The sequence below is a fragment of the Corynebacterium sp. TAE3-ERU30 genome (assembly GCF_019209925.1).
In the GTDB taxonomy this organism is placed as follows: domain Bacteria; phylum Actinomycetota; class Actinomycetes; order Mycobacteriales; family Mycobacteriaceae; genus Corynebacterium; species Corynebacterium megadyptis.
On sequence record NZ_JAHUTO010000001.1, the window covers coordinates 98,039 to 121,080 of the forward strand.

General features: G+C 62.8%; 20 protein-coding genes and 1 tRNA gene. 9 read left to right on the plus strand and 12 right to left on the minus strand.

Annotation, left to right across the window (positions count from 1 at the left end; translation table 11 throughout):
- Positions 1 to 48: 48 nt before the first annotated feature.
- Both mshC and KR227_RS00455 read right to left on the minus strand, forming a co-directional pair.
- The gene (gene mshC, locus KR227_RS00450) at positions 49 to 1,311 is read right to left on the minus strand and encodes a cysteine--1-D-myo-inosityl 2-amino-2-deoxy-alpha-D-glucopyranoside ligase (RefSeq protein WP_218363254.1); all 1,263 of its coding nucleotides are present in this window, start codon (positions 1,309 to 1,311) and stop codon (positions 49 to 51) included.
- A 75-nt stretch (positions 1,312 to 1,386) separates the two neighbouring features.
- Positions 1,387 to 2,211, minus strand: coding sequence for an undecaprenyl-diphosphate phosphatase (locus KR227_RS00455; protein WP_151528874.1), 825 nt, complete (start codon positions 2,209 to 2,211; stop codon positions 1,387 to 1,389).
- A gap of 62 nt (positions 2,212 to 2,273) precedes the next feature.
- On the opposite strand from KR227_RS00455, the gene KR227_RS00460 reads away from it, so the two are divergent.
- From KR227_RS00460 to KR227_RS00470, 3 genes are all read left to right on the plus strand, one after another.
- Complete coding sequence (locus KR227_RS00460) at positions 2,274 to 3,203, plus strand: aldo/keto reductase (protein ID WP_218363255.1); 930 nt, start codon at positions 2,274 to 2,276, stop codon at positions 3,201 to 3,203.
- 61 nt (positions 3,204 to 3,264) lie between these two features.
- Positions 3,265 to 4,281: a YncE family protein gene (locus KR227_RS00465; protein ID WP_218363256.1), complete on the plus strand. Its 1,017-nt coding sequence runs from the start codon at positions 3,265 to 3,267 to the stop codon at positions 4,279 to 4,281.
- Positions 4,282 to 4,358: 77 nt separating this feature from the next.
- On the plus strand, positions 4,359 to 5,462 hold the full coding sequence (locus KR227_RS00470) for a quinone-dependent dihydroorotate dehydrogenase (RefSeq protein ID WP_218363257.1): 1,104 nt from the start codon (positions 4,359 to 4,361) through the stop codon (positions 5,460 to 5,462).
- 81 nt (positions 5,463 to 5,543) lie between these two features.
- Here the strand turns inward: KR227_RS00470 and KR227_RS00475 are convergent, their stop codons facing one another.
- Both KR227_RS00475 and KR227_RS00480 read right to left on the minus strand, forming a co-directional pair.
- Complete coding sequence (locus KR227_RS00475; protein WP_218363258.1) at positions 5,544 to 5,993, minus strand: hypothetical protein; 450 nt, start codon at positions 5,991 to 5,993, stop codon at positions 5,544 to 5,546.
- A gap of 89 nt (positions 5,994 to 6,082) precedes the next feature.
- Positions 6,083 to 6,622, minus strand: a complete 540-nt coding sequence (locus tag KR227_RS00480; protein WP_218363259.1) for a YbhB/YbcL family Raf kinase inhibitor-like protein — start codon at positions 6,620 to 6,622, stop codon at positions 6,083 to 6,085.
- 176 nt (positions 6,623 to 6,798) lie between these two features.
- Here KR227_RS00480 and KR227_RS00485 point away from each other — a divergent pair.
- Positions 6,799 to 6,884, plus strand: a tRNA-Leu gene (locus KR227_RS00485).
- 198 nt (positions 6,885 to 7,082) lie between these two features.
- Here KR227_RS00485 and KR227_RS00490 read toward each other — a convergent pair.
- Together KR227_RS00490 and KR227_RS00495 are read right to left on the minus strand one after the other, a co-directional pair.
- On the minus strand, positions 7,083 to 8,843 hold the full coding sequence (locus KR227_RS00490) for an alpha-glucosidase (RefSeq protein WP_218363260.1): 1,761 nt from the start codon (positions 8,841 to 8,843) through the stop codon (positions 7,083 to 7,085).
- A gap of 10 nt (positions 8,844 to 8,853) precedes the next feature.
- On the minus strand, positions 8,854 to 9,717 hold the full coding sequence (locus KR227_RS00495; RefSeq protein ID WP_218363261.1) for an endonuclease/exonuclease/phosphatase family protein: 864 nt from the start codon (positions 9,715 to 9,717) through the stop codon (positions 8,854 to 8,856).
- A gap of 232 nt (positions 9,718 to 9,949) precedes the next feature.
- Here KR227_RS00495 and KR227_RS00500 point away from each other — a divergent pair, with 232 nt between their 5' ends.
- The 3 genes from KR227_RS00500 to KR227_RS00510 all read left to right on the plus strand — a co-directional run bounded on the left by KR227_RS00500 (position 9,950) and on the right by KR227_RS00510 (position 12,894).
- On the plus strand, positions 9,950 to 11,578 hold the full coding sequence (locus KR227_RS00500; protein ID WP_218363262.1) for an alpha-glucoside-specific PTS transporter subunit IIBC: 1,629 nt from the start codon (positions 9,950 to 9,952) through the stop codon (positions 11,576 to 11,578).
- Between the two features lie 87 nt (positions 11,579 to 11,665).
- On the plus strand, positions 11,666 to 12,439 hold the full coding sequence (locus tag KR227_RS00505; protein WP_218363263.1) for a MurR/RpiR family transcriptional regulator: 774 nt from the start codon (positions 11,666 to 11,668) through the stop codon (positions 12,437 to 12,439).
- Complete coding sequence (locus tag KR227_RS00510) at positions 12,436 to 12,894, plus strand: hypothetical protein (protein ID WP_218363264.1); 459 nt, start codon at positions 12,436 to 12,438, stop codon at positions 12,892 to 12,894. The genes KR227_RS00505 and KR227_RS00510 overlap by 4 nt, the downstream gene beginning before the upstream one ends.
- Positions 12,895 to 13,005: 111 nt before the next feature.
- Here KR227_RS00510 and meaB read toward each other — a convergent pair whose 3' ends face one another.
- The 3 genes from meaB to KR227_RS00525 all read right to left on the minus strand — a co-directional run bounded on the left by meaB (position 13,006) and on the right by KR227_RS00525 (position 18,492).
- On the minus strand, positions 13,006 to 14,142 hold the full coding sequence (meaB, locus tag KR227_RS00515; RefSeq protein ID WP_218363265.1) for a methylmalonyl Co-A mutase-associated GTPase MeaB: 1,137 nt from the start codon (positions 14,140 to 14,142) through the stop codon (positions 13,006 to 13,008).
- 263 nt (positions 14,143 to 14,405) lie between these two features.
- Complete coding sequence (gene scpA, locus KR227_RS00520; protein ID WP_151548593.1) at positions 14,406 to 16,649, minus strand: methylmalonyl-CoA mutase; 2,244 nt, start codon at positions 16,647 to 16,649, stop codon at positions 14,406 to 14,408.
- A 7-nt stretch (positions 16,650 to 16,656) separates the two neighbouring features.
- Positions 16,657 to 18,492: a methylmalonyl-CoA mutase family protein gene (locus tag KR227_RS00525; RefSeq protein WP_370625111.1), complete on the minus strand. Its 1,836-nt coding sequence runs from the start codon at positions 18,490 to 18,492 to the stop codon at positions 16,657 to 16,659.
- A gap of 521 nt (positions 18,493 to 19,013) precedes the next feature.
- Here KR227_RS00525 and KR227_RS00530 point away from each other — a divergent pair.
- Entirely contained in the window at positions 19,014 to 19,748 is a 735-nt protein-coding gene (locus KR227_RS00530; protein WP_218363266.1) for a TVP38/TMEM64 family protein, read from the plus strand.
- A gap of 98 nt (positions 19,749 to 19,846) precedes the next feature.
- Positions 19,847 to 20,425, plus strand: a complete 579-nt coding sequence (locus KR227_RS00535; protein WP_151528756.1) for a MarR family transcriptional regulator — start codon at positions 19,847 to 19,849, stop codon at positions 20,423 to 20,425.
- Positions 20,426 to 20,504: 79 nt separating this feature from the next.
- Here KR227_RS00535 and KR227_RS00540 read toward each other — a convergent pair whose 3' ends face one another.
- From KR227_RS00540 to KR227_RS00550, 3 genes are read right to left on the minus strand one after another with little or no spacing between them, the layout of a single operon-like run.
- Positions 20,505 to 21,740 (minus strand): SPFH domain-containing protein, encoded by a 1,236-nt coding sequence (locus KR227_RS00540; protein ID WP_218363267.1) that lies wholly within the window; start codon positions 21,738 to 21,740, stop codon positions 20,505 to 20,507.
- Between the two features lie 8 nt (positions 21,741 to 21,748).
- Positions 21,749 to 22,183: an NfeD family protein gene (locus tag KR227_RS00545; RefSeq protein ID WP_151528754.1), complete on the minus strand. Its 435-nt coding sequence runs from the start codon at positions 22,181 to 22,183 to the stop codon at positions 21,749 to 21,751.
- Between the two features lie 25 nt (positions 22,184 to 22,208).
- Entirely contained in the window at positions 22,209 to 23,042 is an 834-nt protein-coding gene (locus tag KR227_RS00550) for a DUF3097 domain-containing protein (RefSeq protein WP_218363268.1), read from the minus strand.

Below are 23,042 nucleotides of genomic sequence, written 5' to 3' on the forward strand. Positions count from 1 at the left end.
CCGCGGCCAGCCCCACCCCAAGCTGGATCGCGGTGTCGGCAGAGCTAGTTAGAGTTCCACGCCAAGCAGGGCGTCGAAGGCGGTGCGCACATACTCGCCTGCGGCCGAGAGCTGCTCCTGCCGGGACGCTGCTTCCGTACCCTCCGTATCCTGCGCTGCGGCCCAGGCATCTGCGGCCTCCAGCGCCCCCGGGGTGTCAAGATCCGCAGCCAAGCGTTCGCGCAGCTGCTGCACCAGGTGCTGCGCGGCAGCCTCATCGGTGGTGGCGGCCATCGCGGCGCGGTAGGCGGCGAGGCGCTCTTCCGCGCGTGCCAAGACGGCATCGGACCAGTCACGGTCCCCGCGATAGTGCGAGGAGTAGATGCCGAGGCGAATGGCGGCCGGCTCGTGACCGGCAGCGGTGAGCTTATGCACGAAGACGAGATTGCCCAGGGACTTGCTCATCTTCACCCCATCGAGGGCGATCATTCCGGCGTGCACATAGTGCCCAGCCATGCGCTGGGAATCGGTGAGCGATTCATAGTGGGCGGCGGAGAATTCGTGGTGCGGGAACGCCAGGTCGGAGCCGCCGCCTTGAATATCGAAGATATCCTGCAGGCGGTTATTGGCGATCGCGGAACACTCGATATGCCAGCCAGGCCGGCCCGCACCAAAGGGGGCGTCCCAGCTCGGCTCGCCCTCGCGGGCGGCGCGCCAAATCAGCGCATCCAAGGGGTGGCGCTTGCCGGGGCGATCGGGATCGCCGCCGCGGTCGGCGAAGACGTCCCGCATCTGCTCGGCGGTATAGCCGGAGATATAGCCAAAGTGCTCGGTGGCGTCGATCGGCGCGTAGATATCAGGATACTCCGGATCGTCCACCACATAGGCGGCGCCCTTGTCCAGCAGCTGCTGCACCACCGTAATCACCTCGCCGACGGCCTCGGACACCGAGACGAAATCGCGCGGCGGGATCACCTTCAGCGCAGTCATATCCGAGCGGAAGAGCGTGGTTTGGTCGTCGCCAAGCTCGCGCCAGTCCACATTATCGCGGGCGGCGCGCTCAAATAGGGGGTCGTCGACGTCGGTAACGTTTTGGACGTAGACCACCTCGTGGCCGTTATCCAGGAGCTGGCGGTAGATGAGATCGAAGGCGACATAGGTTGCCGCGTGGCCTAGATGCGTCGAGTCATAAGGGGTGATTCCGCACACGTACATCCCGGCGGTTGCTGCGGGGTGGACGGGGCGCACGCACTGATCTGCGGTGTCGTATAGCTGAAGTTCTACGCAGTCCCCGCTCAGGGCAGGAACATCAGGTTGAGGCCAAGAATGCATGCGCCCCACTCTAATCCATCGCAGAGTGGATCAAAGAGCGGGGCGATAGCCACGGGCACAGGCGCAGATAACTCCCTAGGCCTGCAGAACTCCGAATCCGAGCAGCGCCATCACGAGAAGGCCGAAGGGGATGCGGTAGGCCGCGAACCACGCGAAGGAGTTATTGGCCACGAAGCGGAGCAACCAGGCAATGGAGACATAGCCCAGCACGAAGGCGATCGAGGTACCGACCAGCAGCTGCAGGCCGCTGGCGGCTTGGCCGGCGTCCGGCGCGAAAGCGTCGGGAAGCGAAAATAGCCCCGATGCGAGTACGGCGGGAATAGCGAGCAGGAAGCTGAAGCGGGTGGCCACTTCCCTATCCAGGCCGACGAGCAGGCCGGCGGAGATGGTGCCGCCGGAGCGGGAGACGCCGGGAATAAGGGCCAGGCATTGCGCAAAGCCCATGGTCAGCGCATCCTTCATGGTCAGCTCGTCATAGCTGCGCTGTTTTTTGCCCACGCGCTCCGCCCAAATGAAGACGAAGGAGAACAGAATCAGCACGGTGGCGGTGATCCACATATTGCGGAAGTTGTCGCGGATGAGGTCCTTGAGCAGCAGCCCCAGCACGCCCACGGGGATGGAGCCGACGATGACCATCCAGCCCATGCGGTAGTCGAAGCCACGCTTGTTTTTATCGACTACGCCGGCGAACCAGCCGGTGAGGATGCGCCAGATGTCTTTGGCGAAGTACACCAGCACCGCGAGCTCGGTGCCGAGCTGGACCACGGCGGTAAAGGAGGCACCGGCATCGGCGCCCCAGAACAAGCTGGAGACGATGCGCAAATGCCCAGAGGAGGACACGGGAAGAAACTCGGTGAGGCCTTGCACGATGGAGAGCACAATGGTTTGCGTCCATGACATCGTTTCGGGGGCCTGTGCAGCGATTACGTCGTTCACCCGTTAGAGGCTACTACTCTTAAGGCGTGGAACAAACCAATGTAGGACGGAGCGGACTGCGCATCCCGCGCTTAGGACTAGGCACCCTGACATGGGGTGCGGGCACCGATCGGGAGGCGGCGAGCGAGATTCTGCGCCTGTTCACCAGCGCCGGCGCGTCGCTTATCGACGTCACCCCGCAGCACACCACCGGCACGGCCGCATTAGAGTACCTCGGTACATTTCTGGGGTCTGAGATCTCTCGGGAGGATCTCATCATCTCTGCCGCCGCGGGCACGCTGCCGGATCAGCCGGTGGGCCGTCGCGTCGATTGCTCCCGCCGCGGATTGCTCAACCAGCTCGATAGCTATCTGCGGCTGCTCGGAACGGATCATCTCGATCTCTTTTCCATCGACTACTGGGACGAGCTCACTCCCGTGGCGGAGGTCGCCGATGCCCTCGACTATGCGGTGCGCACGGGCAGGGTGCGCTATGTCGGCGCGCGTGGGCTCAGCGGCTGGCAACTCGCCGTGCTGCGTGCCGCCGCGCCTGTGGCCGCCCGAGGGGTGGTGGCCGCCAGTGGCGAATACAACCTGCTCAATCGCCTACCCGAGCAGGAGCTTTTGCCCTCGGCGCACCACCACCAAGTGGGGTTTATCGCCGGTGCGCCGCTGGCCCATGGGGTCCTGACCGGCAAGTATCGCGAGCAGAATGCCTCCGCTCAGGGGCGCAGCGCGGAGGCCCACGCCTATTCCGAGGCACGCGATCGCGCCATCGTCGAAGCACTGACTACGGCGGCTCTGGGATTGAATATCTCTGCCACCACGGCGGCCATCGCCTGGGTCTTGGCCCAACCTGGGGTCGACGCCACCCTGGTGGGGGCGCGCACGCTGGAGCAGTGCGAGGAGGCCTTCGCCGCGACCGAGGTGCAGCTGCCCAAGGCGATCATTGAGGCCTTAGACGACATTTCGCTCTGAGAGCGCTCTGGTAGCCTTAAGCGTTGTGAAGAAGCGTCGGAATCTAGTTCTAGCAGCACTTGTGACCTCCTCCGCTCTGGTGTTGGGCGCCTGCGGATCCAGTGGAGACGATCCCGGAAAACAGGCTCGTCCGGTCGGATCGGCAGAGGCGCAACGCTCCCCCGCCGCGGAGAACGTGGACGGTGAGGTGTTCACGCTCGGCGGCGAGTTCAGCACGATCGACGGGCTGGCCGTTCTCGGCGATCATATTGCTGTGCGCTCCGGCGATCGGCTCGGTATCGGAACGCGGGAAGAGTTCGAGGACAAGGACTTCACCGTTATCGATATCGCCGAGGACTGTGGAGAACTCAGCGCTGGCGCTACCGACTTTGTGCTCGCCTGCCCGCAGGCAGTAGACAGCACGGAAGAAGGCGGCGTGGTGTATCTCATCGACCCCGCCGCGCCGACGCTGGAGAATACGCGCACCGCCGAGGAGAACTTCACCACCGCCACCCAAACCAGCACCGGCGATGTGGTGGCTGCCGCCGCAGATTCCTCACGCATCATTACCTTCCCGCATGACGATCCCACGGCCACCACCGAGATCTCGATGACCGACACGGTAGATCAGCTGGTGTCCACTACCTATGCCGATCACCTCGACCCGGTCGTGGTGATCAACCGCAAGTTCACCACTATTCAAGGCCTCGACAGGGAGCAGCAGCGGGAGGGCGGACGTTTGCGCGCCGGCGCCGGTGTCGGCACGGTCGCCCCCGGCGATCAGGGTGTGTTCCTCGCCGCCGACACCGAAGGCGATCAGCTCTTGGTATATACCCGCTTCGATGTGGTGCGCCTGCATCAATCAATGCCCGTTGACCGCAGCCCGTGGGCGGTGGCCTGGGACTCCTCCCAGCAGCTGGCCTGGGTGGCATCCACCGGCACCAATAGCCTCGTGGGATATGACCTGTCCACCGGCGAGCCGCTCGAGCAGCAGCGCTACTCCACCGTGGCCGATGCCACGAGCTTGGCTGTGATGGATAATGGCACCAAGGTTCTTGCCTCGGCTAGCGGCGATGGCATTCAGTTCCTCGACTCCTAGCAGCGGCTATTGTCGTCGGCGCCGGCGGACTTTCCCCTGATTCACCGTTGATACTCATCGTTTAAGGACACCCCTGTATGGCCTCATCTTCGTTCCGTTCCACCCTCTATAACAAGGCCTTGAAGGCGATGTTCACCCTGCGTCCTGAACGCATCCACGGGATCATCAATAACGGCCTCTCCGTACTGCAGACCACCGGGCCCCTCAACCGCGGCCTGGAGAAGATCCTGCCGGTGCACGACGAAATCCTGGCCCAAGACATCTTCGGCGTGCGTTTCCCCCGCCCCCTGGGGCTGGCGGCAGGCTTCGATAAAAACGGCAACTCCCCAGATGCTTGGACCCCGATTGGTTTCGGCTACGCCGAGCTCGGCACCGTCACGGCCTCCCCGCAGCCGGGCAATCCCACCCCGCGGCTATTCCGCCTGCCGGAAGACCGCGCCATTCTCAACCGCATGGGCTTTAACAACGATGGCGCCGCAGCGGTGGCCAAAAACCTCAAGCGCCGTAACTCGGACGATGTCATCGGCATCAACATCGGCAAGACGAAGGTAGTGGACGCCGCCCACGCCGCCAGCGACTATCGGCGCTCCGCGACCCTCTTGGGCAATCTAGCCGATTACGTCACGGTGAACGTCTCCTCGCCGAATACCCCTGGCCTGCGCGATCTGCAGGCAGTGGACTCCCTGCGTCCCATTCTGGAGGCGGTCCTCGAATCCACCACCACCCCGGTGTTGGTGAAGATCGCCCCCGATCTCTCGGACGAGGATGTGCTGGCCGTGGCCGATCTCGCCCTCGAACTCAAGCTCGCCGGCATCGTAGCCACCAATACCACCATCTCCCGTGCGGGGCTGCGCACCGACCCCACCGAGGTTGAGGCCATGGGAGCTGGCGGCATCTCCGGCCCGCCGGTGGCCGCCCGTTCCCTCGAGGTGCTCCGACTCCTGCGGGAGCACGTGGGCGATCAGCTGGTGCTGGTGAGTGTCGGCGGTATCGAGACCCCCGAACAAGCCTGGGAGCGCATCGCTGCCGGCGCCAGCCTATTGCAGGGCTACACCGGCCTGATCTATGGCGGCCCCGACTGGATCCGCGATATTCATAAGGGTATCGCCCACCAGGTTCGTGCCCACGGCTTCTCCTCGCTCAGCGAGGCCGTCGGCTGCGGCAAGGCGTGGGTGGATTAGAACCAGCACACCATAGGAAAAAGGGCGGCCCTCGCTGGGCCCGCCCTTATTTTTCTGCCGTGCTTCGACTCCCCTGAGCGGCTATGCCACGGTGCGGCGGATCACCAGCGCACAGATAAGAGCCATGGTGGCGTAGACCGGCAGCCACCACGATTCCAAGATATAAATCGGCTCGGTGGTGATGAAGCGGCTAAACACGACGAGGCCCACAGCAACCACCAGCACCACGATATGGCGGGTGGTGCGTTCCTCATTGCGGTGAGTGGTGCCGAAGGCTCCCAAGAGCATGGCCGAGACGATGATCAGCAGAAACCCCCACGTCACGGGAAAGAAACCGGTCAGACCGCCAGTGATCAGGCTGATAAGCGTAAACAGCGCCAAGACTATGGCTAGGGCCAAAAAGGCGCCGCCAACGCGCAAAAACGGAGGGACGACGACCACGGGAGGCTCAGCCTGCGCCCGCGGTGTGCGGGCACGCTGCGCGGAGGATGCCGGAGTAGTGCGGGGCCGAGAACGCTTCTTTTTTCCCATAGTGATTCAAAACACTACCCCACGCTGGGGTTATATGCACGCCCCCGCACCGAATGCGGGGGCGCTGGCCTTGGCAGAGGGCGGCGAGATTAGGAGTTCTCGTGCCAGCCCCACGTGATCGCACGGCCGAGCGAGTGGAAGTAGAGATTGAAGCCGAGCACCGTGGGGGTGGCGTCCGGATCGATGTCGAGCTTCTCGGTATCGACGGCGTGCACCGCGAAGAGATAGCGGTGGGGGCCGTGGCCTTCCGGCGGCTGCGGCCCGAAGTAACCGCGGGAGCCAGAATCGCCGCGCAGCGAGACAACATCGCCCAGAGACTCCAGGGTGCCATCATTGGCGGCGCCGGTGGCGAGTTCAGTGATATCGGCGGGGATATTGAACACAGCCCAGTGCCAGAAACCAGAGGCCGTAGGGGCATCTGGGTCGAAGCAGGTGATAGCGAGAGACTTCGTGCCCTCGGGAAGATCAGACCAGGCCAGCTGCGGGGAGACATCCTGGCCGCCGAGCTGCTCCTCCTTGAAGGTGCCGCCGTCCTCGAAGTCACTGGAGGAGAGCGGGAAGCTCGGAAGATCCTTCAACGGGGCATAGGGGTCGGGTCCGGGGAATCGTGCATCGTTGTAGTTGCTCATACTCCCCGTTTTTACCGAAAAACTCACAGTCGCGCCGCAAGGCGGAACTTTCACCGCTGAGATTCGCTCCGTCCATAGGTGCGGAAATGGGCGCTTGTGCAGGGGATTTGATTATATTGCCGCGTTCGGGCTACAGTATGCGAGTGCCCAGCCGAGAGGCTGCAAACAAAACCCAAGCCCGGGTGGCGGAATGGCAGACGCGCTAGCTTGAGGTGCTAGTGTCCTATTAACGGACGTGGGGGTTCAAGTCCCCCCTCGGGCACTCTATGAATCCCGTGTTCATCTTCGGATGAGCGCGGGATTTTTTCATGTCTCGGTGCGCGGGGCGCACGGCAACCACGGCGGCGGGTAGCCCGCGATACCGGGCTCTACCCCACTGCCGCGTGCACATAGAAGCGAGCGGAGAGCCCGGTTCACGCTATACGTGCCGGGACGTCTCCCCTCGCCTTCAGCTCGCGGGCTAGGACTGCGGGGCGTGGCCCAGATACACCTTCGCCTCATAGGGGCGCAGAACGCTACCCGCATCGTCTGCGTAGTTCGACGAGATCAGCTGCCACCCAGCGCCCTCGACGCCGCGGCGCTGCAACGCCGCGGGAGATGCAGCTGCGTAGTCACACTCCACCGTGGTGGCGCTGACGTTGGCCACCACCACTAGCCTGTCCTCCGCGGTGGCGCGGGCGTAGCTGAAGATGGTCTCGCTATCTGGCTCGAGCAAGTGGAAACTCCCCCGGCGAATCACTGGATACTCGCGACGTAGGGCAATAAGACGCCGGTAGTGGTGATAGACGCTGTGCGGATCTGCCACGGCGGCACGGGCGTTGATTTCGGGATAATTCGGGTTCAGCGGCAGCCACGGAGTACCCGTGGTGAATCCAGCGTGCTCACTCTCATCCCACTGCATAGGGGTGCGGGCGTTATCGCGGCTCTTGGCGGCGATGAAGCGCATCATCTGCTCATGGGAGATGATTCCGCTGCGCACATACGTGTCATAGGCGTCGTGGGTTTCGAGATCGTCATAGTCATCGATCTCAGGGAAGCTGACATTGGTCATCCCTATCTCTTCGCCCTGGTAGATATACGGGGTGCCGCACATCATGTGCAGCACTGTGCCCAGCATGCAGGCGGACACCACGCGGTACTCGGGGCTGTCATTGCCAAAGCGGGATACGGCCCGCGGTTGGTCGTGGTTATTCCAGTACAGCGAGTTCCAGGCGCGATCTTCTAGTCCCTTTTGCCAGTGCTCCAGCGTGGCAGTGAGGGCGCTCAGACTGGTTCGACGATCCGACCATTTACCCCATCCCTGCTCGGAAAAGTCGAGGGATACATGCTCGAACGTGAAGATCATGTCGAGTTCCCCGCGCTCGAATCCGGCATAGAGAATGCCGTCCTCCACCGTGGTGATCGGGGTCTCCCCTACGGTGAGCGTGTCATAGTCGTCGAGTACCTCGCGGCGCATCTCCTGGAGAAACTCGTGGACGCGGGGGCCATTGACGCTCATAGCGAGCGAGGATTCGCGGCTTCCGCCTGCGACTGCGGGATCATTAACCGCCAGGGGTGCGTCGATAAGCTCCTGCGGCTTGGAAATCAGGTTGATCACATCCATACGAAAACCGCCCACGCCCTTATCAAGCCAGAAACGCATGAGATCATAGACTTCGCGACGAACCTCTGGGTTCTCCCAATTCAGATCGGGTTGTTTGGGAGAGAACATGTGCAAATAAAACTGCCCGGTGGTCTCATCGAATTCCCAAGCCGAGGGGCTAAAAGCGGAGATCCAATTATTCGGCGGCAGCGGCGTACCGTCCTCGCTATATCCGGCTGGGTCGCGCCAGATGTAGTAGTCGCGATAGGGATTGTCTTTCGAGGAACAGGACTGGCGGAACCACTCGTGTTCATCCGAAGTGTGATTGACCACCAGATCCAGCAGAATCCTCATCCCACGCTGGCGCGCCTGCGCAATGAGTTCCTCCACATCGGCCATGGTGCCGAATTCCTTCATAATGGCGCGATAATCGGAGATGTCATAGCCATTATCGTCATTGGGCGAGGCGAAAATAGGAGACAGCCACAGCACGTCGACGCCGAGCTGTTCCAGATAATCGAGTTTCTCGCATATGCCGCGGATATCGCCGATGCCATCGCCATCGGAATCTTTAAAGCTGCGCGGATAAATCTGATAGACCACCGCGTTGTCGAGCACGCTGCGGCGTGGGCTGGTCATTCGGTACTCCTTAGAGTTGTGGGTTGTCAGCATGTGTGGTGTCCAGGGAGACCACAATGCCGGAATGGTCGGAGACCGCCTCGGAGCTGTTGTCGGGAAAAACCACGGTGTGGCGGCGGGCGCGCACCCCGCTGCTGGTGAACACATAATCAATGCGCAAATCCTGGGTGTTGTCGTCCCAGCCGTGGATTGTTGTGTGCACGGTCGCCTCGCCGTGCACCTCGGCCGCCTGGTGGAAGCTATCGGCCCACTGGCCCGAGCGCATCACGTAGTCGTAGCCGCCGTCGGTGTCTCCGGCAGGAACATTAAAGTCGCCGCAGAGCACCACCGGCGCTTGGCGGCGCAGCTGGTCGAGCTGCGGACTCATGTGGCGCCATTCGCGGGCAAAGAAGGTATCGTTATCGCCTCGCCACCACGAGAAGTGGGAGGATACCCACCACAGGCCAGCGCTACGCACCGCGAGCGAGGCGCGGCGGCGCACGTCGTCATAGTCGAAGTCACCACCATGGCTGAGCTGGCGCGCCTCCTCGATGCCGTGGCGGGAGACGATCGCCACGCCTTCATCGAAGACGCCGAAGCCGCGGTGCACCGGAATCCATGTCCAGCTCCACGCGGTGTGGGGGTCGAGCTGACGCAGGGCCTGCACCAGCAGTAGTGCGTAGTTGTCCCCGTGCACGGCAATGGACTCCAGGGCATCCTGGGCGGGAATCCAGCCCTCGAGATCCGCGGCCGGCGGCATACAGCGGGACTGATTCACTTCCTGCAGCGCGACAATGTCTATTCCCTCGTCGACAAGCATGCGCGCGAGGGTGTACAGCTTGGGAATCTGCATCTCTTCCATCCAGCTGTGGGTGTTGAGGGTGAGAACCTTCATAGGCCTTCCTAGCTCACGGGGCGCAACAATAGCGGTCTCCCCCAGTGTATGAAGGCGCGGCGGCGCCACAGAAGGCCACGATGCTCCAAAATCTGGAGTGTTCTCCAGCCGGCCCAAAAGCGCTTCTCAGCATTGAAGCGAAGAACTATGAATAGAGACAAAGCCAATACACACGCAGCTCACAACACCTGCACCCTAGCTGCGCCCCTGAAGTGGAAAGGGACGAGACACCATGATGGAGAAAGTCCAGAGGTTCGGCTCGGCCATGCTGGCCCCGGTCCTCATCTTCGCTTTCGCTGGCCTCGCGGTGGGCCTGTCAATCATCGCGCTCAACGAGGACCTCGTGGGCGGAATTGCCGCCGAGGGAAGTTGGTGGTGGTCCTTCTGGACCGTGTGGCAATCCGGCGCCTGGACAGTCTTCAATCAGATGGAGCTGCTTTTCGTGCTGGGCCTGCCTATCGCCCTGGCAAAAACAGCCAATGCTCGCGCCGTGCTGGAAGCCGCAATGGTGTATCTGACCTTCCAGTACTTCCTCAGCTCTATCTTGGAGCACTTCGGCGAGAAGCTCGGCGTGGACTTCAGCGCTGAGGTTGGCGGCACCTCCGGTTTGAAAGAGATCGCCGGCATCAAAACCCTCGACACCGGTATTTTCGGCGCGATCATTATCTCCGCGATCGTGGTGTGGTTGCACAACCGCTACTTCAACACGAAACTGCCGGACTTCCTCGGTATCTTCCAGGGCACCCAATATGTCTATGCCCTCGGGTTTTTCCTCATGATTCCGGTGGCACTACTCACCGCGTTTATCTGGCCGAGTATCCAGAGCGGCATCGCCAGCATGCAGGGATTCTTTATCTCCTCCGGCGTCTTTGGCGTGTGGCTGTACACGTTTATGGAGCGCATACTCATCCCCACGGGCCTGCACCACTTCATCTACACCCCCTTCGTCTTTGGCCCCGCAGTGGTGCCCGATGGCATTACCAAGTACTGGGTGGCGCACCTGAATGAGTATGCCGCCTCCACCGAATCCTTGAAGGACCTCTTCCCCTCGGGCGGTTTCTCGCTGCACGGCAACTCCAAGGTATTCGCCCCCATCGGTATCGCGGCCGCGTTTTATACGACAGCTCGCCCCGAGCGCCGCAAGGAAACCCTGACCCTGCTGGTGCCGGTGTGCTTGACCGCCATTCTCATTGGCATCACCGAGCCGCTGGAGTTTACCTTCCTCTTCGCCGCCCCGATTCTCTTCGTCGTCCACGCCCTGCTGGCCGCGACGATGGCCGCGGTCATGTACTCCTTCGGTGTGGTCGGCAATATGGGCGGTGGCCTGATCGACTTCGTGTTCCAGAACTGGGTGCCGCTGTGGGCCAATCACCACGCCACCTATATCGCTCAGATCCTCATCGGCCTCAGCTTCACTGCCATCTACTTCCTGCTCTTCCGCTTCCTCATTCTCAAGCTCGACCTGAAGACTCCCGGCCGTGAGGCCGATGGAGCCGATGTGAAGCTCTACTCCAAGAAGGAATACCGCGAGATGCAGGCGGCGAAGAAGGCGGAGAAGAAAGGCAGCACGGACACCGGCGCTGAGGCGGTGGCCGATGATCCCTATAGCCAACGTGCCCGGGACTTCCTCGCCCTGCTCGGCGGAGCGGCCAACATCACCGATGTGAATAACTGCGCCACCCGGCTGCGGGTATCGGTGGATGATGCCGCGCTGGTCTCCGATAATGACGCCGATTTCAAGGACGCGGGTGCGATGGGCATCGTCCGTAAGGGCCGCGCCTTCCAGGTGATCGTCGGCATGGATGTTCCCCAAGTTCGCGACGCCTTCGAAGCGATGGTCACCAGCGACTCTCCTGCGTAGTGCCTCGCGTTGCACCTCGTGCCGTGTCTGCGGGCAGGTCCCACGAGGTGCAGCAGATGCGCTAACTCTAGAGATAGACTATGAGCCATGAATCTGGCGGATCATGTAAAAAAGATTGAGCTTCGGCTCAGTGCCACAGAACGTGATGTCTTGGCCTTCATTTTGGCCGAGCAGGAGTTCGTGGCCGATGCCACGCTGAGCGCTGTGGCACACCGGGCCTTCACTTCCACCTCGAGCGTGATCCGCTTGACCCAGAAGCTCGGCTTCACAGGCTTCGGCGAACTCAAGTTCTTTATCAAAAACTCCCTCGCCCACAGCCCGACTCCCTCAGAGGATCTGGTTGGGGTGCTGCGCTCGGATGTGGAGGCCACTCTCACGACCATGGAGGGCACCGATCTCTCCGAGATCCTGCGCTGGATCGCCGGCGCGCGCACGCTGTACTGCTTCGCCACCGGCTACGCGCAACAGCTTGCCACCGAGGAATTCGCCAAGTCAGTGATTTCGAGCCGGCGCTTTACCGTGGTGTTGCCGACCATCAACGAGTTCCGCGCCTCCACCGCGGTCATGGGGCCAGAAGACATGGTGGTCATCGTCTCTCTATCGGGAGCGACCGATGGCCTCGAGGAGATTCTGCACGAGATGGAGCTGCGCGGGATCAGGATACTGCTGATCGCGGCACGCAGCGATGGCTATATCGCCCAGCATGCCGATCGCACCCTCACCTACACCTCAACCCCGACGATGACCAGTATCAACACCGGGCTGCACCATTCCTTCGTGGGACTGAACGTGCTGCTGGACTATGTGGCCCGCAGCCTTATTGTCTACAACGAACAGCAACTAGAAAGCAGGCGCTCGTGAGCACATTCTTCGCGATGTTCAAGGACTATCGCCGTACCACTACGATTCTCTTTTGGTATTGGCTGCTCAGCGCCGTGGCCTATCTGCTCTACCAGACCGCAGTCAGCGCCCAGACGGGAATGAGCTTCGAGGAGGTCATTACTGATCCCGGCGTGGCGCTCGCGTTCGTCGCCAGCTGTTCAGTAATTATTATGGCCGCCCTCCTCCGTGTCGCCGAGGCCGAAAACCTGCGCACGCTGCGCATCTACGCCATATTCAGCGTGGTCCACCAACTGCTCACCGGCAATATCATTGGGCTTATCCTCGCCGCGCTGATCGTGTACTACATGCCCCCAGCGAAGGACGAGAGCTTCGCTCCCACCCAGAAACTGATCCTCATTGGCGGCATGGTCCTCATCGGGCTCGTGCTGGTGCTGTGGCTGGTCGCGCAGCTCAACCGTATGCTGGGCGGCTAGAGACAAGCGCAGACATAGCTGCACCGCCATCCCCGTGGACGTGGGGCTGGCGGTGCATTTTCGTGCTCTCATCAAGGTCGGCCTGAAAACGGTCCTGAGCGGATATCGGCCCTAGTTGGCGTCGTCACCCTGCTCCGGCGCCGGAGCCGGCTGCGCCGCATTATCGAAGGCGGCGAGGATGCGCTCCGCCGCGAGCGTCGGGGTGATCTGCCCCTGCTTGAGCTGCGATTCCACCAATTGCTTGGTCTCTTGCACCGAGGCATTGGTGTTGAGTCGCTGCAGAATGGTTTCGTGCACCATCTGCCACATCCAGCCCACCTGCTGTTCGCGGCGGAGCCGCTCGAAGGCGCCGGTATCCAATTGGCACTGGTGGTGCTTTTCCACGATCTCCCAGAATTCGGAGATCCCGGTGTCCTCCACGGCGGACATGGTGATTGTTGGCGGGTGCCAATCATCGTCCTCGGAACGCACCATGCGCATCGCCGCAGCCAGTTCTCGGGCGGCGCGCTTGGCGTTCTTTTTATTCGAGCCATCGGCCTTGTTGATGGCCACCAGATCAGCCATCTCCAGCACGCCCTTCTTAATGCCTTGGAGCTGATCGCCTGCCCCAGACAGGGCGAGGAAGGTGAAGCAGTCCACCATATTGGACACGGCCACCTCGCTTTGGCCGACGCCGACGGTTTCGACGATGATGATGTCGAAACCCGCGGCCTCGAAGACCACCATGGATTCGCGGGTTGCCTTCGCCACGCCGCCGAGGGTGCCTGCCGAGGGTGAGGGGCGGATAAAAGCGTTGTCCTGCGCCGAGAGCTTGGCCATGCGGGTCTTATCGCCCAAGATCGAACCGCGGGTCTTGGTGGATGAGGGATCCACGGCCACCACCGCCACCTTGTGGCCCTCATTCACCAGCTTCATGCCGAGGCTTTCGATCGTGGTGGACTTACCCACCCCGGGTACACCGGTGATACCCACGCGTAAGGCGTTGCCGCTAAAGGGCAGCAGCTTCACCAGCAGTTCCTGCGCTAAGACTCGATGCGCTGCCGCACTGGATTCCAGCAGCGTAATCGCGCGGGCAATCGCGGTGCGCTCACCGTTGCGGACGCCGTCGAAAAGCTCATCAACATTAATGCGGCGGCGCGCCCTTTTCACCTTCTCCGGGGCCACGGCGGTGGCAGTGCCAAGATCGGTTCCGGCCGTGGTAGTCAGCGATCCGAGGTTCTCCTCAAGATATTCGCGTGTGCCCTCCATGATTAGGTGCTCCCAGCCTTTCTCTGCAATACATAGTCTTTCGTTCCCCATTGTGCCTGAGTGTCCCAGCGCGTGAGCCCAGATGGGGGTTAATAAGAATCACCCTAACCACTCCAGAGCCATCGTGTGCCGAGCCCAGTGCGGGCCGCAGCGCGGCAGGTGTCTTCTGCCCCACACGCATAACCGCCCCTCGCACATGCCACGAGGTGGCGCTGTACAAGGGGCGGTGCGGCTAAGCCGGCAGCGACAGAGGCGTTGACGCGCTACTCCGCTGCGGCCTCCTCCTTCGGATCCGGAAGATCAAAGCCGAGATCGGCGGCGAGCTTCTGCATCATATCGATGGCAGAGTCCGCGATCACGGTACCCGGCGGGTAGATCGCGGCGGCGCCGTCGTCGTAGAGCTCCTGGAAATCTCCGGGAGGAATCACGCCGCCGACGACGATCATGATGTCCTCGCGGCCCAGCTTCTTCAGCTCCTCCTTCAGCGCGGGCACCAGGGTGAGGTGGCCGGCGGCCAAGGAGGACACGCCCACCACGTGCACGTCGGCATCCACGGCGGCGCGGGCAGCCTCGGCCGGGGTCTGGAACAGCGGTCCCACATCCACGTCCATGCCCAGATCGGCGTAGGCGGAAGCCACCACCTTCTGGCCGCGGTCGTGGCCGTCCTGGCCCATCTTGGCGATGAAGATACGCGGGCGGCGACCTTCCTCTGCCTCGAAGGCATCGGCCATCGTGATGGCGCGTTGCACGTTAGACACTTGGCCTTCCTTTCCGACCTCATCCTTGTACACGCCCGAGAGCGTGCGGATCTCGGCCTCGTGGCGGCCAAAGACCTTCTCCAGAGCCATCGAGATCTCACCCACGGTGGCCTTGGCGCGGGCCGCATCCACCGAGAGCTTGAGCAGGTTGAGGGAGAGATCCCCGGCTTCCTTCTCGTCCTCGTGGGCGGCGGCGTAGGTCAGGGCGTCGAGGGCCTTGGTTACTGCCTCTTCATCGCGGTCAGCGCGCAGGCGCTCCAACTTGTCCAGCTGTTCCTGACGCACGCGCGAGTTCTCAACCTTGAGCACCTCGATCTGCTCATCCTCGGCCACCACGTACTTGTTCACACCGATGAGGGCCTGGCGGCCAGAGTCGATGCGGGCCTGGGTACGTGCAGCCGATTCCTCGATGCGCAGCTTCGGGATGCCCTCGGCGGTGGCCTGAGCCATACCGCCGGCGTCCTCCACCTCCTGGATGTGCTTGCGGGCGCGGTTGGCCAGCTCATTGGTGAGCCACTCGATGTAGTAGGAGCCAGCCCACGGATCCACCGGACGCACGGTGCCGGACTCCTGCTGCAGCAGCAGCTGGGTGTTACGGGCAATACGAGCGGAGAAGTCGGTGGGCAGTGCCAGCGCCTCGTCGAGGGCGTTGGTGTGCAGCGACTGGGTGTGGCCCTGGGTCGCGGCCATTGCCTCGATGCAGGTACGCGGCACGTTGTTGTACACGTCCTGGGCGGTCAGCGACCAACCGGAGGTCTGCGAGTGGGTACGCAGCGACTGCGACTTCGGGTTCTTCGGATCGAAGGTGGCCACGAGCTCGCTCCAGAGGAGGCGGCCGGCGCGCAGCTTCGCGATCTCCATGAAGGTGTTCATGGAAATGCCCCAGAAGAAGGACAGACGCGGGGCGAACTTATCCACGTCCAGGCCCACGGCCTTACCGGCGCGGATGTATTCCACACCATCGGCGAGGGTATAGGCCAGCTCCAGGTCGGCGGTCGCACCGGCTTCCTGGATGTGATAGCCCGAGATGGAAATCGAGTTCCAGCGCGGCATCTTCATCGAGGTGTACTCGAAGATATTGGAGATGATGCGCATGGAGGGCTGCGGCGGATAGATGTAGGTGTTACGGACCATGAACTCCTTCAGAATGTCGTTCTGAATAGTTCCGGCCAGCTGCTCCGGCTTCACGCCCTGCTCCTCAGCAGCGACGATGTAGAGAGCCAGAATCGGCAGCACGGCGCCGTTCATGGTCATCGACACCGACACGCTCGAGAGATCAATGCCCTCGAAAAGCTGGCGCATGTCCAAGATGGAGTCGATGGCCACACCGGCCATACCGACGTCGCCCAGCACGCGCTCATTATCGGAGTCGTAGCCGCGGTGGGTGGCGAGGTCGAAGGCCACAGACAGGCCCTTCTGACCGGCGGCAAGGTTGCGGCGGTAGAAGGCATTGGACTCGGCCGCGGTGGAGAAGCCGGCGTACTGGCGAATCGTCCACGGCTGGTTGGTGTACATCGTCGGGTACGGCCCGCGCATGAACGGGGGCATACCGGGGAAGGAATCCAGCGGGTGCGAGGGGGTGTCGTTGACGGCCTCATCGCGGTTGTCACGGGTGAACACGCGGGCGACATCAATGCGCTCCGGGGTGGCCCAGACCTGCTCCTCGCCCTTGATCTCGTCTACGTTGCTAGCCGCTGTGGCCGCCTCGGGGGTACGAGCGACATCAGCGAAATTCGGGATGGTGGTCATTGTCTCCTCACGCTCCCAGCTTCTCGAGCAGCTCGGACAAGGTGCCGGCCGCGTCGATGGTCATGTTTACGTAGCCGTCTGGCTTCTCCTCGGCATCGGCGAAGGACTTCTCTGCGCCGGCCAGCAGGATTTCCTTCACGCCGGCCTCGCGCAGGGCCTTAACGGCCGCTTCGCCGGAGGCAGCGTATTCCTGGTCGGTGCCGCAGATCACCACGATCGGCGACGCCTGTGCCGCGGCGGTGAACTCCTCGGTGCCGGGCTCTACCTGGCCCGGGTTGAGGGCCTGGATACCGCCGGTGGCGAGCAGGTTGGTGGTGAAGCCGGTGCGCACATTGTGCTTGGCCAGCGGGCCCAAAGGAATCAAGCCGATCTGCGGGCGCTCACCCTTGTCGGCGAGGAATTCATCGGAGCGGTCGCGCAGACGCTCGAACTCGGCAGCCCAGCGGCGAATGCCAGGGGTGGCGTCGCGCTTCTCTGGGGGCAAGGGGGTTTCCGCGAGGTTCGGGAACTCGTTGATGCCCGTGACCTTTTTGCGGCGGTGAGCCACGTCCACGCGGGTGATCTCTGCCTGCTTATCCAGTGCGGCCTGCACTGTCTCGGTGGCGGAGGTGAATCCGCCCTCGCCCTCGATGGAGGTGAAGATCTCCCATGCGTTGTCGGCGACCTGGGCGGTCAGCGACTCCACGTAGAAGGAACCGCCGGCGGGGTCGATCACATGACCCAGGTGCGACTCCTCCAGCAGCAGCAGGTTGGTATTGCGGGCGATGCGGTGAGTGAAGTTACGCGAGGCGGTGGGCATGCCCCCGGGCACAGCCGCGTCGAAAGGCAGCACCTCGATGTCCTGGGCTCCGCCGACACCGCCGGCGAAGGCGGCTACGGTCACGCGCAGCATGTTCACCCACGGATCACGCTGAGAGAACATCACCGGCGCGGTCGTCGCGTGCACCACAGCCGAACCGGCTTCGGGCACGCCGATGACCTCGGCAACGCGGGCCCACAGGGTGCGCAGGGCACGCAGCTTGGCGATCTGCGCGAATTGCTCATCGGTGACGGCCACACGGAAAGCGATCTGGCCGAGCGCCTCCTCGGGCGAGAGCCCGGCGTCGACAAGCGCCCGCAGGTACTCGACACCAGCGGCAATACCGTAGCCAATCTCCTGGATATCGCTCGCGCCCTGGTTGGACAGCGGCACGGTATCCACGAGAATGGCGCGGACCGTGCCGGGGCGCTTGGCGGCAGCCACGGCCAGCTCCACGGCCTCGTCGAGCTCGATGGTCTCGGAGCCGTCATAGACGGCGGTGAGCGGGGCGGCGCCGAGATCGACGTTCACCCCCTGCGCCACATCCTCGCCGGCCTCGTCGATGAGCCGGTAGAGCGCAGATGCCGCGGCAGAGACCTTGGCGCCGGCGTTGAGGCGGATCGGGGCGAGATCCAGCAGCACGCCATCGAGGGTCTTTTCCAGATCGGTGCCATCGATGATGAGATGGGTGGTGCCCACCCGCAGGGCGTGCAGGATGTCCTTATTCGCTGTCTCGCCTTCGAAGGACTCGGCCACTCCCCAGCCCTCACGAGCATGAGCAGTCTTATCACCGCGCAGGTACGGGAAATGTCCGGGAGCAGCTGCCTCTGCGAGCTCATCGGCCCGGTTGTAGAGCGGCTTGATGTCTACATCGTTATAGGTGGCCTTCACCAACTTCTTCCACACATCGAGTGGAACGTCGGCGACATCTTTCTTCTGTACCCGTGCGAACACTTTGGCTACTGCCTTGTGCCACGCGTTCTCCATCTCCGAGTAGTTCTCGGGAAGATCAGCGTTGGGGGTACCGGACTGTGTATCAGTCACAGTGAACCTTCTCCCTTATTGAGCCGTCCCCTACCTGGTGTGCAGGCGCCGCGCATAAAGCACATGCCTCACCTTCTGGTGCGGCCGCACGACGCCCGAGTCCTGGTAGAGACCGACTCGCTAGCTTGATTTGTCGCAGAAATATTCTCTTCGAATCGTGACCTTTTCCAGCGCCAGAAATGGTCCCGCAGGGCGGTGCGTCGAGCACCGGTTCCCTGTCGCAGTGCGGGCTCCGTTTCCGCCACGGCAGCGCTCGGGCGCGAGGCGATGTGCTCACACCGAGCCGCCGTATCCGGAGACGGTCACATTCACCTCATCAGTGTAGTGCCAAGCGCCTGCTTCATGTGAAGATTGACGCCGCCGCGACCAGCCCTGCCCGCGCATAGCTGCAGAACTGCATGGATTCATACTCACCAATGTGGGTAATAAAGCAACACCGCCCTGTTGGTTTGTCCACAGAGTGTGTCCGCAGTCCGTGGCCATATGGGCGGATACGGGCAGGGGCGCTATGCTCAGAGCCCATGCACAGACTCTCCGCCGCCGCGCGCCGCGTAGCTCGCTCGCTGCGTGGAATCGCCCGCGGTTTCCGCGCCCAGTCGCGGCTGCGCCAGGTGGCTATCGTGGGGTGCGTCCTGGCGGTGATCGTGGTGCCGCTGCTGGTGGATGTTCCCAGCTTGGAGCAGTGGCGAGCCTGGAGCGAGGCTCTGGGCCCAGGGTTCGTGCTGGCCTTTGCCCTCATCTACATCGTGGCCACCCAGTTCCCTATTCCCCGCACCGTCTTCACCCTCTCCAGCGGGGTGCTTTTCGGGCCACTGATCGGCATTGTGCTGGCGCTGAGCTGCACTACTATCTCGGCATGGATCTCGTTGAGCGTGGTGCGGGCCTTCCTTAGCGACTGGATCCGCCCCCATCTCACCCACCCAGCGGTGGGGACCATCAACGCCCATCTGCGCCGTCGCGGCTGGCTGGCCGTGACCAGCCTGCGCATGATCGCCGGGGTGCCCTTTTCCATTCTCAACTACGTGGCCGCCATCTCAGAGGTGCCGCGTCGCTGGTTCACCCTCGCCACCCTCATCGGCTCGGCACCAGGCACCATCGCCACCGTGGTGCTGGGATCCGCATTGAGCCACGGCGGTGATGCACGTCTGCTGCTGATCACTATCGCCCTGCTCATCGTGGGCGGCATGGGGATGCTTATCGACGCCCTCCTGCCGCTTCGCCCGGCCTCCCCACACCCGCCTCAGCCTTCGGTATAGTCTACGTTTAGGACTTGACTTAAGGGACGCGCACTCGGCCATTATCCAGGCCCGGTGGCGTCCCCTCCCTATGAGTGCAAGGTGAAAAAGGGATCTAGATGTTTGCTGTACACGCCCGTTATCGAGGCCGTTCCACTCACCGCGCCGAGCTGGTGGCACGCTCCGCCGAGGCGCTATCCACCCTCGACGGGGTGGGGACCTTCGATGTCTTAGGCGTGGAGGATATTTGTGCGGCCATCGACTCCGCCCGTGCCACCACTGATACCGCGATGGCACTGCTGAGCGCCGGCGAGTGGGCGGTATCCATCGGGGTGACTCCCCTGTCCAATGACCCCGAGCGGGTGCGGGCCATCGCCACAGCCGCGATGCCGCAGCGCGTGCGCGCGGGCACGGTCAAGGCTCAGATCTCCGCCCCCGGGGTGGATACCGCGGATATCACCGAAGACATTATTGCCGTGTTCGCCCTGCTCAATCATGTCTTCTCCAAGCGCACCCACGAGGGACGCGAGGCCACCGCCTTGGTGCGCCAGGGATTGAATCAGAATGAAGCCGCCGAGGAGCTCGGCATCTCGAAACAGGCGATGTCGCAGCGGCTGCAGGCAGCCGGCTGGCTGGCGGAATCCGCCGGCTGGCAGTTGGCGGTCCACCTATTGCAGCGGGCCGATTCACTCGCCTAGCCCCGATACGCCGCCCCAGACGTGCATGCGGCCCCGTCCCCAGCAGAAGAAGCGTGGGGCGGGGCCGCGTATGCAGTCCTTAGTCCGCGGGCTGCTGCGGTGCGGGTGCCGCCGGAGTATCCGGTAGCGGGCTGGGTGCTGTGTCGAGCGCTGACTGCTGCGGCGCAGCCGTGCCATCCGGTACGGAGGCCTCGATCGAGCGGGCCGGATCGGACTCGTCCACCGGCTTATTGGCCACGGCATTAGCGGCGGCCACCGCCGCGGCGATCTCGGGCGCGGATTCGGTATTGAACCAATCCTCGTCCTCATCCACCTCGGCGACGCGCTTGGTTTCCTCATCCACGCCGCTGGGCTCGTAGCGGAACACTCCCTCCTCGTCCTTCTGGGCGAAGGACTTGGCGAAGCGCTCCAAGGAGTCACCGAATTGGGATGGGATCATCCAGGTGGTGTTGCCCTCGCCCTCGGCGATCTTCGGCAGCTTCTCCAGGTACTGATAGGCCAGCACCTCCGGGGTGAGCTTGGAGGCCTTGACTGCGGCGTTCACCTTCTGAATAGCGCGGGCCTCACCCTGGGCGCGCAGATAGATAGCGGCGCGCTCACCCTCAGCCTTGAGCATCATGGCCTGCCGCTCGGCTTCGGCGGCGAGAATCGAGGCGTGCTTTTCGCCCTCAGCGCCGAGGATACGAGCCTGCTTCTCACCCTCGGCGGTCTTGATGTCCGCCTCGCGCTGGCCCTCGGCAGTGAGGATCATGGCGCGCTTTTCCCGCTCGGCCTTCATCTGCTTCTCCATGGAAGCCTGAATGGAGGATGGCGGATCAATAGCCTTCAGCTCCACACGGGAGATGCGCAGCCCCCACTTCGTGGTGGCATTATCCAGCTCACCGCGGAGACGACGGTTAATCACCTCGCGGCTGGTGAGGGTTTCCTCCAAGGTCATGCCACCGACCACATCACGCAGCGTGGCCACAGAGATCTGTTCCACGCCCACGATGTAGTTGTCCACACCATAGATGGCGCGATCGGGTTCGTTGATTTGGAAGGTCACCACCGTGTCGATAGCGACAGTGAGGTTGTCTTGGGTGATCACGGCCTGCGGCGGGAAGGACACCACCCGCTCACGGGTGTCGACCTTGGCGCGCACCTTATCCACGAAGGGGATGAGGAAGCCAATACCGGGGGCGATGGTCTGAGTGTATTTACCCAGGCGCTCCACCACGGCGGCAGAGCCCTGGGGAACGATCACAATAGAGCGTGCGATAGCGACCGCGACAAACACGATCACTAACGCAAATAATGCGAGAGGAAGAAATTCCATGGCTAGGGTTATGAGCTCTCTTTCCACACGACGGCGGTGGCGCCGTCAATTCTGAGGACATGAACGGTATCGTCCGGTTGATAGGACTCGGCAGGATCAACTGCACGGGCCGACCACAGATCGCCATCGAGGCGAATCAAACCGCGGTGCTCATCCACCGGCTCCACCACCACGGCGGAGCGGCCAGCAAGCGCTGCAAGCGAGCTACCTCGATCAGAGGTAGACGAGAGCATCTTCTTCCGAAGAACCGGTTTGACGAAGAAGATCATGCTCACTGATACCACTGCGAACACGATGAGCTGCACCCACAAGGAATCGCTGAGCAGCGCGGAACCAGCCCCGGCGAGGGCCCCTGTTCCGAGCATGAGAAAGGTGAGCTCGCCGACGAACATTTCTGCGCCGACGAGCGCTATGCCTGCAATGAACCAAATTAGTGCACTCACGCTGTCCAGAATACGTGAAAAAGTACTAAGTGAGGTCTTCCTTAGTTAGCTCGGGAACGGTGACAAAATCCACGAGCCTTTCCACCGCCCCGATGAGCGTGGAATCGAGATCACGGAAGCTGTGAACGGCGTTATATACCCGGTTCCATCCCTCGCGCGGATCAGACCAGCCCACCCGGCGGCAGATCCCTTCCTTCCAGTCTTCGCCATAGGGCACCTCCGGCCATGCTGTGAGACCGAGGCGCTCGGGCTTGACCGCCGCCCAGATATCCACATAGGGGTGACCGGTGACGAACACATCGGGGCCGAGGCGCTCGGTTAAGCGCGTCTCTTTAGAGCCGCGCACGAGGTGATCGGCCAGCACCCCGATACGCCGGCCGGGGCCGGGCTGAAACTCGGCCAGTCGCTGCTCGAGATTATCCAAGCCCTCCAGATATTCCACCACCACGCCTTCGACGCGAAGATCGTGGCCCCATACCTTTTCCACGATCGCGGCATCATGGATACCTTCTACCCAAATGCGCGAGGGGGCGGCGACCTTCGCCTGCACATTGGCTACCTTGCGGGAGCCGGAATTGGAGCGCTGCGGGGCACTCGGTGCCACATAGCGCTGCAGCGTGACCCGCTGTCCCTCCACGAGGAAAGCGCCTGGGCGCAGCACGAATACGCGGCGGGTACCGCGGCGGTCTTCTAGCCGCACCACATCGCCCTCGACAGCCTTTTCATAGCCCACGATGGCACCGACGAACCCGGTGGCCAGCACCTCCACCACCTCGCCTGGGGGCAGCGCCAGCTGCGGGTAGCGGGGCGCGGAGCGGGAGGCGTGACCGGAGAAAATATCAGATGAGTAGCGCGACAT